Consider the following 13,856-nt stretch of genomic DNA (forward strand, 5'->3'; position numbering starts at 1 on the left):
TGGGGTACTGTTCTAGAACAGATGCTGTTCTAGAACAGTTCGGAGGACGACGTCCATGACCACCCTGATGAACGACCCGGGGACCACCGGCCGGTTCGGCGACTACGGCGGGCGATACGTGCCGGAGTCGCTGATCCCGGCCTGCCAGGAGATCGAGGCCGCGTTCCGGGACGCCTGGGCCGATCCCGGGTTCCGCGACCGGCTGACCACGCTGCTCACCGTGTACGCCGGCCGCCCCACCCCGCTGACCCCCGCGCGGCGGCTCTCCGAGGAGCTCGGGATCACGCTGCTGCTCAAGCGGGAGGACCTCACCCACACCGGCTCCCACAAGATCAACAACGTGGTCGGCCAGGCGCTGCTCGCCCAGCGCATGGGCAAGCGGCGGCTGCTGGCCGAGACCGGCGCGGGGCAGCACGGCGTCGCCACCGCCACCGCCGCCGCGCTCCTCGGGCTCCGCGCGACGGTGTTCATGGGCGAGCGCGACATCGAACGCCAGGAGCTCAACGTGCTGCGCATGCACGTCCTCGGCGCGGAGGTGGTGCCCGTCACCAGCGGCAGCCGGACTCTCAAGGACGCCTGCAACGAGGCGATGCGCCACTGGGTGGCGTCCACCGACGACTCCTACTACTGCCTCGGCTCGGTGCTGGGCCCGCACCCCTACCCGTGGATGGTGCGCGAGTTCCAGCGCGTCATCGGCGAGGAGGCCCGCGCCCAGTGCGCCGCCGAGCTGCCCGCCGCGGTGCCCGACTACGTGGTCGCGTGCGTCGGCGGCGGCTCGAACGCCGCCGGCACGTTCGCCGGGTTCATCGGCACCACCGCCCGGCTCGTCGGGGTCGAGGCCGAGGGCGGCGCGGCGGCCACCTCCGGCCGGGCCGGGGTCCTGCACGGCTTCCGCTCGCTCGTGCTCCAGGACGAGCACGGCCAGGTCAGGGAGGCCCACTCGGTCGCGGCCGGGCTCGACTACCCGGGCATCGGGCCCGAGCACGCCCACCTGCGCGACGGCGGCCGGGCCCGCTACGCGACCGTCACCGACGACGAGGTGGTCCGGGCGCTCGTGCGGCTGGCCCGCACCGAGGGCATCGTGGCCGCGCTGGAGTCGTCCCACGCCCTGGCCTGGGTGATCAGGGCCGCGGAGTCCGGCGGGATCGCGCCGGGGTCGACCGTGATGCTGACGCTTTCCGGCCGGGGAGACAAGGACATCGCGTCCATCAAGGAGCTGCTGTGACCACGCTCGAAGAGTCCCTGCTCGCCCGCCGCGCCACCGGGCGCCTCCTGGTGCCCTACGTCACCGCCGGGGCCGCCCCCGGGTGGACCGACGTCGTGCGCGCCTACGCCGACGCCGGGGCCGACGCCGTCGAGATCGGCTTCCCGTTCTCCGACCCGATGCTCGACGGGGTCACCATCCAGGAGGCCTCCGATCGCGCGATCGCCCGCGGGACCACGGTCACCGCCATCCTGGACGAGGTCACGGCGCTCGACGTGGGGGTGCCGCTGGTCGCGATGACGTACGGGAACCTGGTCTTCCAGCGGAGCGGCGCGGAGTTCTGCGCGGCGCTGGCCGCGAGCGGGCTGCGCGGGCTCATCGTGCCCGACGTGCCGCTGGAGGAGTGCGGCGAGCTGGCCGGCGCCGCCGCGAAGGAGGGCCTCGACCTGGTGCTGCTGGCCGCGCCGTCGACCCCGCGCCCCCGGCTGCGCGACATCGCCGAGCGCAGCCGCGGCTTCGTCTACGCGCTGACCCGCATGGGCACCACCGGCGAACGCGACGAGGTGCCGGAGCAGGCCGCCCGGCTCGGCCGCGACCTCAAGGAGCTCACCGACCGGCCGGTCCTGTTCGGCTTCGGGGTCTCCAGCCCGCGCCCGGCCGCCGACCTCGCCCGGCACGCCGACGGCGTCGTGGTCGCCTCGGCGCTGATGCGCCGCCTCCTCGACGGCGCCCGGCCGCGCGAACTGGGAGAGTATGCAGCGAGCATCCGCCGCGCACTCGACCAGGGAGCCCGATGAGCAGTACGCCCCGCTACCGCGCCATCGCCGACGACCTGAGCGACAAGATCAGGTCGGGCCGCTACCGCGCGGGCGAGGCACTGCCCGCGCAGCGTGAGCTCAGCGCCTCCTACGGCGTGACGATGATGACGCTGCGGCAGGCGTTGCAGGTCCTCAGCGCCGAGGGCCTGATCGACCAGCGGGCGGGCCGCGGCACCTACGTGGCGCGGCCCGGCGCCGAATATCCGCTCGACACCCTGCGCAGCCTCGGCGACGACCTGCGCAGGCAGGGCCACCCCCTGCGCACCGAAGTGGTCTCGGCCGCGCTGCGCCCCGCCCCGCGCTCCCTCACGCCGTTGCTCGGCGACGTGCGGGCCCTGCGGCTCACGCGGGTACGCCACCTGCGCGACCGGCCCGTCGTCCACCAGGTCTCCTGGGTCGCCGAGCCGCACGCCTCGGCCGTCAGGGGCGCCGACTTCACCGAGGTCCCGCTCTACACCGCCCTCACCGAGGCCGGCGCGCGCATCCACCGGGCCGCCGAGCGCATCAGGCCCGCCCTGCTCACCGCCCCCGTGGCGGCCCGGCTGAACCGTCCCCCGGGCGGCCCGGTGTTCGTCAGCGAGCGTGTCACCTACGACGACCGGGGCACGCCGATCGTCGTCGACCACGCCACGATCCTCGGCGAGTGGATGGAGATCCGGGCCGAGCGCAAGGCGACCGACCTGTCGCTGCACTGGACCGACGCCTTTACAAAGTAGATCTGTTACGGGGTGTTATAGTCCTCGCGAAGGTCATGAGTGCCAGCGCACAGCCCCGGCTTGCTGGCCGGCAACCCTCGCGTCCGCGGCGGGGTGCCCCGGGTGAAGACCTGGTCCGTCGCGGGGTGCGGCGGGCAAGCGCGTGGCTTCTCCTGGAGGCGTTGTGTCCCCCGTGTTGTCCCTTGACGTGCCCGTCCGCGACGGCGCCCTCGTCCCCTACGCCAATCTCGACTACGCCGCCAGCGCCCCCTGTCTCGAGGCGGTCAGCCGCGCCGTCGCCGAGGCGCTGCCCGCCTACTCCAGCGTGCACCGGGGCGCCGGCTACGCCTCGCAGCTCACCACCACCCGCTACGAGCAGGCCCGGCACACCGTCAAGGCGTTCGCCCGCGCCCGGACCGACGACGCGCTCGTGTTCACCCGCAACACCACCGACGCGATGAACCTGCTGGCCCGCAGCCTGCCCGAGGGCACGACGGTGGTCGTCTTCGACACCGAGCACCACGCGACCCTGCTCCCCTGGCCCGCGCCGGTGCGCCTCGCGCCGCCCGCGCTGCCCGGCGAGGCGGTCCGCGCCGCCGACGAGGCGCTCGCCGCGATCGAGGGCCCGGCGCTGCTGGTCGTCACGGCCGCCTCCAACGTGACCGGCGAACTGTGGCCGATCGCCGGCCTGGCCCACATCGCCCACCGGCACGGCGCGCGCATCGCGGTCGACGCCGCCCAGCTGGCGCCCCACCGGCCGCTGAACGTCGCCGCCCTCGACCTCGACTACGTCGCCTTCTCGGGCCACAAGCTGTACGCCCCCTTCGGCGCGGGCGTGCTGATCGGCCGGCGTGACTGGCTGGAGCGGGCCGAGCCCTACCTGAAGGGCGGCGGCGCGACCGTGGCCGTCGGCGAGCAGACCGAATGGCAGTCCGACGTGGAGGCCCGGCACGAGGCCGGCACCCCCAACGTGCTGGGCGCCATCGCGCTGGCCGCGGCCTGCGACCACCTGAGCCGGAGCGGCTGGACCGGCCTGATCGAGGAGGAGGACCGCCTGCTCACCCGGTTGCGCACGGGGCTCGCCGCGATCGAGGGCGTGCACGAGCTGGCGCTCTGGCCCGCCGACCATCCGCGGGTGGGCATCGTGTCCTTCGTCGTGGACGGTTACACGGCGCGTGAGGTGGCCGAGCGGTTGTCGGCCGACCACGGGATCGGGGTGCGCGACGGCAAGTTCTGCGCGCACCCGTTCGTGCGGCACCTGCTGGGGGCGAACTCCGGCAGTGCGGTCCGCGCCTCGATCGGGCTCGGCAGCACCGAGGAACACGTCGACCGCCTGCTGACGGCCCTGCGCAGGCTCACCGAGGTTCGGGGCTGAGGCCTGCGACGGTCAGGGCGAACAGGCGGCCGGCCTCGCCCGCCGGGTCGGGGTGGTCCTCCGTCGCCAGGGCGATGCCCGTGATCAGGGCCAGCAGGTCGGCGACGGTGACGCCCGGGGCCAGGACGCCGGCCGCCTGACGGACCAGGGGTTCGCCCGCCTCCGTCAGCTGGGTCGTCGCGCAGTGTTCGTGTTCGGTGTCGGCCGACCGGTCGCGGTTGAGGGCCATGGCCAGGCCCCTGATCGTCGCGGCCGAGGTGGTCACCTCGCCGAGCCATTCGAGCAGCGCCGCGCGGGTGTCGGGGCGGCCGACGCGGTCGCGGGCGTGCGCGCACAGCGTTTCGACGCGGTCGCGGAAGACGGCGGCGAGCAGGGCGTGCCGGTTGGGGAAGTGGCGGCGGACCGTGCCCGAGCCGACCCCGGCGAGGCGGGCGATCTGTTCCAGTGACGCGTCGGCGCCGTTGAGCGCGATCTCCTCCTCGGCGACGGCGAGCAGGCGCGCGTAGTTGCGCTGGGCGTCGGCGCGCATGGGGCTTCACCTCGGGGATTGCTAAACGGCGGGGGTCTCCGTATCGTATCGGAAAAGAAACGGCGGGCCCCGCCGTTTAGATCTCCGAGGAGTCGTCATGTCCAGCGTTCTCGTCACCGGCGCCACCGGCCAGCAGGGAGGCGCGACCGCCCGCGCCCTGATCGCGGCGGGGGTGCCCGTCCGGGCGCTGGTCCGCGATCCCGGCGCGGCGAAGGCAAAGGCCCTGGAGTCCCTCGGGGCCGAGCTGGTGACCGGGGATCTGTTCGACCGCGACTCGCTGGTCGCGGCGGCGCAGGGGGTCAGAGCCGTGTTCTCGGTGCAGATGCCGCCGATGACCGGCGACGCCATCGACTTCGACGGCGAACGCCTCCAGGCGGAGAACCTCATCGAGGCCGCGCTGGCCGCCGGGGTGCCGCAGTTCGTGCACACCGCCGTGTCGGGGGCCGCGCAGAAGATCACCAACGAGCGGTGGGCGTCGCTGCAGCCCTACTACACCACCAAGTCCGGCATCCAGGACCGGGTCAGGGAGGCCGGGTTCCGCCACTGGACGCTGATCAATCCGGGCTGGTTCATGGAGAACTTCCTGCCCTCGGCCGCCTACCTGCTGCCGCGCGGAATCGAGGGCGGCCTGGTCACGGTGCTGAAGCCGCAGACCCGGCTGTCGCTCGTCGCGGTCGACGACATCGGGCGGGCCGCCGCGGCGGCGATCGCCGAGCCCGAGCGTTTCCACGGGGTCGAGCTGGAGCTGGCGAGCGAGCTGCTGTCGATGACGGAGATCGCGGCGGTGCTGTCGAAGGCGTTCGGGACCGAGCTGACCGCGCCCGACCTGACCGAGGAGGAGGCGCTCGCCCAGGGCATGCCGGTCTGGGCGGGCGTCTCGCACGAGCGGACCGGCGCGGTCGGGCAGCCCGCGCGTCCGGAGTACGCGCGGGCGCTCGGCATCCCGCTGACCACCTTCGAGGAGTGGTCGCGCCAGTACCTCTAACCGGCCATCATCTGGTCGCGCAGGGTGGTGCGGACGTCGCAGTTGGCCAGCGCGAACGAGTCGGCCAGGGCGATCAGCTCGTCGTCGGTGAGGCCGCGGAACAGTTCCGCGTACTCGTAGGCGAGCGGCTGGGCCACCGTGAGGTTCAGCAGGAGGGTGCGGACCCAGTCGTACTGGCCCCACGGGTAGGGGTCGAAGCCGGGGAACTCGTCGGCGATCATCTGGTAGAACGGGCCGGTCACCTCGGCCACGCCCCTGCCGTCGCTGCCCCACTGGTCGGCGCCCAGGCGCACCTTCTTGGCGACGAAGTCGCCGAACCGCTTCAGGTACGGGGAGTCGGGGCGCACCGTGACCAGGCCCTGGCGGCCCAGGTCCTTGTACATCCAGATCGACCAGCCGGCGTCGTCGCGCTTGAAGATCTCCAGCTGGTCGGCGAGCAGCTGCCGGAGTTCGGCGTCGCGGGGCTCCGAGCCGGTGTAGATGGGGCCGAACTCGCCGACCCACACCGGGGTGCCGGTGCGGTTGCTGTACTCGGTGCGCTCGGCGTACTTCTCCTCCAGGGTGGACTTGTCCCAGTGCTTGCCGGCGGTCTCGCCCGGGTAGGGGCCGCCGCCGCCCAGGCCGGGGGCGGCGTAGTCGTGGGCGGCGTACACCGTGTTGGCCCACGGCTCGTCGAAGACGTCGAACTCGGTGGAGTAGGTGTTGCCGTCGAGGAAGAGGATGTGCCGGTCGTCGATGGCGCGGATGGCGTTGACCAGGCGGGTGTAGACGGGGCCGACCACCTTGCGCGACTCGTCGGCGGGCTCGTTGATCGGGTTGTAGCCGGCCACCCAGGGGTTGTCCTTGTAGTGCTCGGCGATGTGCTCCCACATCTTGACCACGCGGTCCTGGAAGTGGGGGTGGTCCCAGAACAGGGGCCGGTGGGTGATGTTGTCGGAGTGCCAGTGGTGGTTCTGCGAGCCGGGCAGGGCGTGCAGGTCGATGACGGTGTAGATGCCGTGCTTCGCGCACGCCTCCACGGCCCGGTCGAGGTGCTTGAAGCCCTCGGTCTTGAACTCGAACGGCCTCTCGTCGTCCTCGAAGTGACGGTAGTTGACCGGGAGGCGGACGCAGTTCATGCCCATCTCGGCCAGCAGTTTCGCGTCGTCCTCGTTGAAGAAGGCGGTCAGGAGGCGGTCGAAGAACAGTTCGTACTGGGCCTCACCGAGGACCTCGCGGACCGTGCTGCGCATCAGCGCCTCGTTGGCCGCGTAGCCGGTGATGAAGTTCTCCATGTTCAGCCAGCCGCCGACCGCGACGCCGCGCAGGCGGACGGCTGCGCCCGACTCGTCGACGATCTGGCGTCCTTCGACCCGGAGGAAGGTCATGTGAGGGGTTCCTTTACTTGACGGCGCCCGCGGCGAGGCCGCGTTCGAACAGGCCCTGGAGGCAGAGGTAGGCGACGATCTCGGGGATGGCCGTGATGACCGCGCTGGCCAGGACCTTGGTCTGGTCGTTGCTGAACTGGCTGACGAAGAACTGCGGCAGCAGGGTCACCGTCTGCTGGGCCGGGTCCTGGATGAGGACCAGCGGCAGCAGGTAGGCGTTCCACGAGCCGATCAGCGTCAGCACCACGATCGCGGCCCCGATCGGCCGCGTCATGGGGATGATGATGTAGCGGAAGGACGTGAACGTGCTCGCGCCGTCGATGCGGGCGGCGTCGAACAGCGCGTCGGGCACGCCGTCGACGAACCGGCGGGCGATCAGCACGGTGAAGGGGATCTGCAGCGCGGCCAGCGGGAGCACGACCGCCCAGTAGGTGTCGTACACGCCGAGGGCCAGCGTCGTCGCGAACAGCGGGGTGAGCAGGACGACCTCGGGCAGCGTCAGCGCCGCCAGGATCATCCAGAAGTAGACCTCCTTGCGGCGCACCCGCAGCTTGGAGAACCCGAACGCGGCGAGCATCGTCAGGATGTACACGATGACGATCGTCGAGACCGAGATGATGACGCTGCTCTTGAAGAAGGTGCCGATCGTGCCGACCTCGAAGACGGCGCGGTAGTTGCCCCAGCCCTCCCCCGCCAGCGACCCCTGGACCATCACGACCAGCGGGAACAGGTAGGGGATGACCATCGCGGTGACCAGGATCTGGAGCAGCAGCCTGGCCGACGGGCGGCGGGCCTCAAACACCGCTCTCACCGTCCTTCCGGTTGGAGCGGGCGGCGACGGCGATGGCGCCGAGCAGGGCCAGCACGAGGAGCATGATCGACAGCGCGGCCCCGTAGCCGACGTGGGCGCTGGGGATGCTGATCCGGTAGATGTAGGTGCCGAGGAACTCGGTGGCGTAGTTGGGGCCGCCGATCGTCACCAGGTAGGGGATGTCGAAGGTCTTCAGCGCGCCGATGACGCTGAGCATGGCGAGCGCGACCGTGGTGCTGCGCACGCCGGGCCAGACGATGCTGACGAGGGTGCGCAGGTTGCTGGCGCCGTCGGTGCGGGCGGCCTCCAGCACCTCGGGGTCGATCTGGCCCATCGCGGCGTAGTAGAGCACGAAGGTCAGGCCGGTGAAGTTCCAGACGGTGATGAACATGATCACCGGCATCGCGGTGCTCGACTGCGCCAGCCAGGGCTGAGAGAGGAAGCCCAGGCCGACGTGGTCGAGGAACCAGTTGAGCTGGCCGTCGGCGGCGAACATCTGCCGGAACACCGGCGCCATCGTGGCCGGCGCGATGACGACCGGGGTGAACACGATCACCTTGTAGACGGTGGCGAGCTTGACCTTCGAGTGCAGCAGCGCCGCGAACGTGAAGCCGATGGCCGTCTGGGCGGTGAAGGTCACCAGGAAGAAGATCACGGTGTGCCAGATGGCCTGCCAGAAGATGGGGTCGACCAGGATGTCCTGGTAGTTCTGCAGGCCCACCGAAGTGGGGGTGGGGCTGGTGCCGTCCCAGTCGAGGGTCGACAGGTAGCCCGTCTCGCCGATGCAGTAGTAGAGGATGCCGACCACGAAGACGAACGCGGGCAGGATCCAGGGAAGGCCGGAGGGGCGGATCGCCCCGCTCCGGGAACCGTGTCCCGGAGCGGAGGATCCGGAAGGACGGCGTGCCCCGGTCTTCGATGTGGTCGTGGAGGTCAAGGGTTCCGTCCTCGGGGGTTACTTGATCTTCGAAGCGGTGTCCTGCAGCGTGGCCGCGGCCTCCTCGGGGGTGGCCTCGCCGGCCGCCACCGTGGTGGACGCGACGCCGATCGCGGTCTGCAGGTCGGCGACGACCGTGGCCAGCCGGGGCTCGTCCGACTTGCCGGCGTCGGCGATCAGCTTCTCCAGCGCGGGCTTCTGCGCCTCGGGGTTGACCAGCTTCACGGTGTCCCAGTTGGGCTGGGCGCTGACCAGGGCGGGGATGTCGTTGAGGATGTCGGCCACCGCCTGCTGGCCCTCGGCGGAGGTGCCGAGCCAGGTCGCGAAGGTGGTGGCGGCGGCGATGTTCTTCGACTTCTGGTTCACGGCCAGGCCGAAGTCGGCGTCACCGTAGAGGGAGCCGACGTTGCCGGTGCCGGCGATGTCGGGGAAGGCGATCGGGAGCTGGGTGAACGGCTTGGGGTCGGCGACGCCGGCGCCGGAGATGGCGGCCGTCATGCCCTCGACCGTGGAGTACTGCATGTACCAGCTGCCCATCATGACCATGGCGTACTTGCCGGACATGAAGCCGTTGTTGGCGTCGGGGTACTGCTGGGTGCCGAGGGCGCCCTCCTGCATGATCCCGTCGTCGAACAGGCCCTTCCACAGGGTCAGCGCCTTGACGATCGTCGGGTCGGTCCAGGGCACCTCCTTCTTGAGGGCCTTCTCCCACACGCCCGGCTGGACGTTGTTGGAGATCGCCTGGAGGGTGTCCTCGTTGAACGCGGTCTGGGCCGCGCCCTGCACGAAGCAGCCGACGTTGTTGGCCTTGAAGGTCGCGCAGACCTTCTTCCACTCGTCGTAGTTGGTGGGGGGCTGCAGGTTGTACTTGTCGAACAGGTCCTTGTTGATCCAGACCGTGCCGGAGAACACCGAGCCGACCGACAGCGCGGCGAGCTTGTCGCCGTTCTTGAGGCTGGAGACCCCGATGGGGGCCAGCTTCGACTCCCAGTCGGCGCCGAGCACCTTCTCCACGGCGGGCTTCAGGTCGATGGCGTTGACGCCGTAGATGTCGACCGACCCGTTGGCCGCGCCCGGGGCGACGTCGAAGACGTCCGGGCCGACCGACGAGGCGAGCGCGGGCCGGATCGCCGCGTCGTAGCCGTCGATGGTGAGCTTCTTAAAGGTGACCTTGATATTCGGGTAGACCTTGTTGAAGGCCTTGATGTACGCGTTGGCGGGGGCGGCATCGGGGGTCCAGCCCCACCAGGTGATCTCGCCCGAGTCGGCGGATCCCTGATCCGCGTTCTGGGCGCCGTTCTGCGCCGGCGCCCCGCCGCCGGCACACCCGGCGAGCACCAGCGCACCGCTCATGATCGCGGCGGCGAACCCGAGGGGACGACGCTTCCAGATTCGCGAAGATCCCAGCATGTGTCTCTCCTTGCGCGTGATAGGCACGCACCGTGGTACTGACGCCGTTCCGCGCCCTGTGAGAAGTCGAGAGCCGGATCAGGCAAGGCTTCCGAAAACTCCGAAAGTTTCGAAAGCGGTCTCGAAAGAGAGAAACACCGAGCTCTCGGAAGTGTCAAGAATTTGGGCTAAATTGTTTCCGTCGAGTTTCGAAACTCTCGATCTTGTCAGCCGCGTGTCCACCGCCGTTCGCGGCTGCCGTCCACTGAACTGATCAAAGTCTTTGCAGTTCAGAAGCGCTCTGGACGGCACCGACCCTGCCGGTGCTACGGTGATGGAAAGTTTCGACAGATCGAATCTACGCATGATGAGGTGTCGTGCCGAAGCGGGTCACAACCAGGCGCGCCGACCGGGTGACCATCGCGATGGTCGCCACGGCGGCGGGGGTATCCGTGCCGACCGTGAGCAAGGTGCTCAACGGCCGTGACGCCGTGGGTCCGGAGACCCGGCGGCGCGTGCAGGATGCGTTGGAGGCCACAGGCTACCAGCGAAGGGCCAGGTCAGAGCCGCGCAAAGTGGGTCTGGTCGACTTCGTGATCACCGAGCTCGACACCGCCTGGGCGAGCGAGCTGCTGCGCGGAGCCGAGCAGGAGGCCTACCGGCTGGGGGCCCGGCTGGTGCTCACCGTCACCCACGACCGGCAGGCCAATCCGCGCGAGTGGCTGGCCGCCCTCGCCTCGCGGCCGACCGACGGCGTGGTCCTGGTCGGGTCGGGCGCCCAGCACCTGGGGGCGGCCCGGCTGCGCACGATCGACGCCCCGTTCGTGGTCGTCGACCAGGTCGGCGGCTTCGACAAGGACATCCCGACCATCGGCGCGACCAACTGGGCCGGAGGTTTCGCGGCCACCGAGCACCTCATCGACCTGGGCCATCGCCGCATCGGCATGATCACCGGGCCCGACGGCGTGCCGTGCAGCATGGAGCGCCTCGACGGCTACCGGGCCGCGCTGCGCCGGGCCGGGCTGCCGGTCGACGAGCGCCTCATCCGGCCGGGCGACTTCTACCCCGAGAGCGGCCGTCAGGGCGCGGCCGACCTGCTTGACCTGCCCGAACCTCCGACCGCCGTGTTCGCCGCCTCCGACCAGCAGGCCGCCGGCGTCTACGAGGAGGTACACGCGCGCGGCCTGCGGGTGCCCGACGACCTCAGCGTCGTGGGTTTCGACGACACCGAGGTCTGCGAGTGGACGACCCCGAAACTCACGACGATCCGGCAGCCCCTGGCGCAGATGGCGATGCTCGCCGTGCGCAACGTGCTGGAGGCCGACCACCCGGCCGAGGAGCCGCTGCGGCTGGAGCTCTCGACCAGCCTGGTGATCAGGGACAGCACCGCCGCGCCGTCCGAAACTTCCTCGAAACAGTCTTGACGTCCGGAAAAGTCAGCCCTACGGTGTCTCCGAATGCTCGGAGTTTCGGATAATTCCCGAAACTTTCTTTAAAGGAGTCCCCGGTGCCTCTCGTGCAGATCGACCTCGACCGTTCCCTCGCCGAACGGCTGGGCCCACAGATCAGCGAAGGCGTCCACCAGGCTCTGGTGGACGGGCTCGGGATGGACCCGACCGACAAGTTCCAGATCTTCCGCACGCACGCCCCCGGCGAGCTGATCGCCGACCCGGGGTACAACGGCGTCGACCGCCGCGACCTGATCAGCATCCAGATCCAGATGGTGCACATGTACGACGTGACCACCAAGTGGGCGACCTTCGACCTGATCGCGAAGAACCTGGCCGACCTCGGCATCCGCAACGACGACCTGCTGATCAGCGTCGTGGAGAACGGCTTCGAGGACTGGTACGCCGGCAAGTCCCGCAACTAGGAGATTTCACGATGAAGGTTCTCTACATCGGCGGCACCGGCACGATCAGTTCGTCGTGCGTGGCCGAGTCGGTCCGCCAGGGCCAGGACGTGTACGTCCTGAACCGCGGCAAGACCAGCAAGCGCCCCCTCCCCGCCGGGGTCACCCCCATCACCGGCGACGTGCAGGACCCGGCGTCGCTCGCCGAGGTCTTCGAGGGCACGGCGTTCGACAGCGTGGTCAACTTCCTCAGCTTCGGCGCCGGCGACGCCGCCGCCATGGTGGACCTGCTCGACGGCCGCGTCGGCCAGTACGTCCACATCAGCTCGGCCTCGATCTACCACAAGCCGGTGCGGCAGTGGCCGGTCACCGAGTCGACCACCCGGCGCAACCCCTACCTGGCCTACGCCCGCGACAAGATCGCCGCCGAGGACGTGCTGCACCGCGCCTACGAGGAGCGCGCGTTCCCGGTCACGATCGTGCGCCCGTCGCACACCTACGACGACGCCAACCCGCCGCTGCCCGGCGACTGGACCGCCTGGGACCGCATCGCGCGCGGCGACGAACTGGTCGTGCCCGGCGACGGCACCAGCCTGTGGACGCTCACCCACGCCCGCGACCTCGCCGTCGGCCTGGCGGGCCTGATCGGCAACTGGCAGGCGATCGGCGAGGACTTCCACATCACCTCCGACGAGTCGCTGACCTGGGACGAGATCTACGGCATCATCGCCAGGACCGAGCACGTCGAGCCCCGGCTCGTGCACCTGCCCTCGGAGTTCCTGCCGACGGTGGCGCCCGACTGGTTCTGGTCGACGCTGATCCTCGGCGACCTCGCCCACACGGCGGTCTTCGACAACAGCAAGATCAAGCGGTTCGTGCCGGCCTTCAACCCGACCATCACGTGGTCCGAGGGCGCCCGGCGGCTGCACGCCTGGCGGTCGGCCAACCCCGAGCAGACCCGCCCCGACGCCGAGACCGACGAGGTGCTCGGCCGGCTCGTCGCCGCCCACCACGCCGCCCTGGCGGCGATCACCCCGCCGGCCCGCTGATGGCGGACGTCTGGCTGGACGTCGGGGGCGTCCACCTGGAGGGAGTGACCTGGGACGACGTCGCGGGCCGCCTGCGGTTCGTGGACATCCCCCGGGGCCGGGTCTTCGACGCCGGGCCCGAGGGCGACGTCACCTGGGTCGACCTGCCCGCGCCGGTCACGGCCGTGCACATGACCACCGACCCCGCCACCCTGCTGATCGCCGACGGCGACGGCATGGCGCTGACCTCCGGCGGGGTCGTCACCGAACGGCTGGCCGCGCCGCTGGCGGGCCGGCCGGAGATCCGGATGAACGACGGCAACGTCGACCCGGCCGGGCGCTATTTCGCCGGGAGCATGGCCTACGCCTTCACGACCGGCGCGGCCGCCCTCTACCGGCTCGACGCCGACCGGTCCCTGCACACCGTGCTCACCGATGTGACGTGCAGCAACGGGATCGACTGGTCGCCCGACGGCGCCCGCTGCTACTACGTCGACACCCCGACCCGGCGGATCGACGTCTTCGACGCCGGCATGACCGGCCGCCGGACCTACGCCGACACCTCCGACCAGCCCGGCATGCCCGACGGCCTGACCGTCGACGCCGAGGGCGGGGTGTGGGTGGCGTTCTGGGGCGGCGGCCGGGTGGTGCGCTACTGGGAGGGCGAACCCGACGTCGTCGTCGAGCTGCCCGTCACCCAGGTCACCTCGTGCGCGTTCGGCGGGCCGGACCTCGGCCTGCTCTACATCTCGACCTCCACCGAGGAGCTCTCCCCCGCGCAGCTCCGCGACCAGCCCGCCGCCGGTGCGATCTTCCGGGCCGAGCCCGGCCACCGCGGCCGACCCGCGAACAGGTTCGTGATCTGA

At 70.7% G+C, this 13,856-nt stretch carries 14 protein-coding genes and 1 riboswitch; of the genes, 9 read left to right on the plus strand and 5 right to left on the minus strand.

Annotated elements, in window-relative coordinates; translation table 11 throughout:
• The first annotated feature begins 55 nt into the window (after nt 1-55).
• The 4 genes from trpB (at nt 56) to AW274_RS26935 (ending at nt 4,092) form a co-directional block, all read left to right on the plus strand.
• Nucleotides 56-1,225 (plus strand): tryptophan synthase subunit beta, encoded by a 1,170-nt coding sequence (trpB, locus tag AW274_RS26920; RefSeq protein ID WP_062437343.1) that lies wholly within the window; start codon nt 56-58, stop codon nt 1,223-1,225.
• Nucleotides 1,222-2,001: a tryptophan synthase subunit alpha gene (trpA, locus tag AW274_RS26925; protein WP_062437345.1), complete on the plus strand. Its 780-nt coding sequence runs from the start codon at nt 1,222-1,224 to the stop codon at nt 1,999-2,001. The genes trpB and trpA overlap by 4 nt, the downstream gene beginning before the upstream one ends.
• A complete protein-coding gene (locus tag AW274_RS26930; RefSeq protein ID WP_062437347.1) occupies nt 1,998-2,738 on the plus strand; it encodes a GntR family transcriptional regulator in 741 nt (246 codons plus the stop codon). Before trpA ends, AW274_RS26930 begins: the two co-directional genes overlap by 4 nt.
• A gap of 31 nt (nt 2,739-2,769) precedes the next feature.
• A riboswitch (SAM riboswitch) is annotated at nt 2,770-2,885 on the plus strand.
• Nucleotides 2,886-2,901: 16 nt separating this feature from the next.
• The gene (locus AW274_RS26935) at nt 2,902-4,092 is read left to right on the plus strand and encodes an aminotransferase class V-fold PLP-dependent enzyme (RefSeq protein WP_232320390.1); all 1,191 of its coding nucleotides are present in this window, start codon (nt 2,902-2,904) and stop codon (nt 4,090-4,092) included.
• Here the strand turns inward: AW274_RS26935 and AW274_RS26940 are convergent.
• On the minus strand, nt 4,073-4,621 hold the full coding sequence (locus tag AW274_RS26940) for a TetR/AcrR family transcriptional regulator (RefSeq protein WP_062437352.1): 549 nt from the start codon (nt 4,619-4,621) through the stop codon (nt 4,073-4,075). The two genes, AW274_RS26935 and AW274_RS26940, sit on opposite strands and share 20 nt — an antisense overlap.
• Before the next feature lie 97 nt (nt 4,622-4,718).
• On the opposite strand from AW274_RS26940, the gene AW274_RS26945 reads away from it, so the two are divergent.
• Nucleotides 4,719-5,606: an NmrA/HSCARG family protein gene (locus AW274_RS26945; protein ID WP_062437354.1), complete on the plus strand. Its 888-nt coding sequence runs from the start codon at nt 4,719-4,721 to the stop codon at nt 5,604-5,606.
• Here AW274_RS26945 and AW274_RS26950 read toward each other — a convergent pair.
• Genes AW274_RS26950 through AW274_RS26965 form a run of 4 tightly spaced genes read right to left on the minus strand, consistent with a single transcriptional unit; the run spans nt 5,603 to nt 10,131 of the window.
• Nucleotides 5,603-6,973: a glycoside hydrolase family 5 protein gene (locus AW274_RS26950; RefSeq protein WP_062437357.1), complete on the minus strand. Its 1,371-nt coding sequence runs from the start codon at nt 6,971-6,973 to the stop codon at nt 5,603-5,605. The genes AW274_RS26945 and AW274_RS26950 overlap by 4 nt on opposite strands.
• Before the next feature lie 13 nt (nt 6,974-6,986).
• The gene (locus AW274_RS26955; protein WP_062437359.1) at nt 6,987-7,775 is read right to left on the minus strand and encodes a carbohydrate ABC transporter permease; all 789 of its coding nucleotides are present in this window, start codon (nt 7,773-7,775) and stop codon (nt 6,987-6,989) included.
• Entirely contained in the window at nt 7,768-8,721 is a 954-nt protein-coding gene (locus AW274_RS26960; RefSeq protein WP_198169428.1) for a carbohydrate ABC transporter permease, read from the minus strand. Before AW274_RS26960 ends, AW274_RS26955 begins: the two co-directional genes overlap by 8 nt.
• 18 nt (nt 8,722-8,739) lie before the next feature.
• Nucleotides 8,740-10,131 (minus strand): ABC transporter substrate-binding protein, encoded by a 1,392-nt coding sequence (locus AW274_RS26965; protein ID WP_062437362.1) that lies wholly within the window; start codon nt 10,129-10,131, stop codon nt 8,740-8,742.
• A 356-nt stretch (nt 10,132-10,487) separates the two neighbouring features.
• On the opposite strand from AW274_RS26965, the gene AW274_RS26970 reads away from it, so the two are divergent.
• The 4 genes from AW274_RS26970 to AW274_RS26985 all read left to right on the plus strand — a co-directional run bounded on the left by AW274_RS26970 (nt 10,488) and on the right by AW274_RS26985 (nt 13,856).
• Nucleotides 10,488-11,534, plus strand: a complete 1,047-nt coding sequence (locus tag AW274_RS26970; protein ID WP_232320392.1) for a LacI family DNA-binding transcriptional regulator — start codon at nt 10,488-10,490, stop codon at nt 11,532-11,534.
• A gap of 83 nt (nt 11,535-11,617) precedes the next feature.
• Nucleotides 11,618-11,983, plus strand: coding sequence for a tautomerase family protein (locus AW274_RS26975; RefSeq protein WP_062437365.1), 366 nt, complete (start codon nt 11,618-11,620; stop codon nt 11,981-11,983).
• An 11-nt stretch (nt 11,984-11,994) separates the two neighbouring features.
• Entirely contained in the window at nt 11,995-13,011 is a 1,017-nt protein-coding gene (locus tag AW274_RS26980) for an NAD-dependent epimerase/dehydratase family protein (protein WP_062437367.1), read from the plus strand.
• Nucleotides 13,011-13,856, plus strand: a complete 846-nt coding sequence (locus tag AW274_RS26985; RefSeq protein ID WP_062437370.1) for an SMP-30/gluconolactonase/LRE family protein — start codon at nt 13,011-13,013, stop codon at nt 13,854-13,856. Before AW274_RS26980 ends, AW274_RS26985 begins: the two co-directional genes overlap by 1 nt.

It is taken from the genome of Herbidospora daliensis (assembly GCF_001570585.1).
GTDB lineage: Bacteria > Actinomycetota > Actinomycetes > Streptosporangiales > Streptosporangiaceae > Herbidospora > Herbidospora daliensis.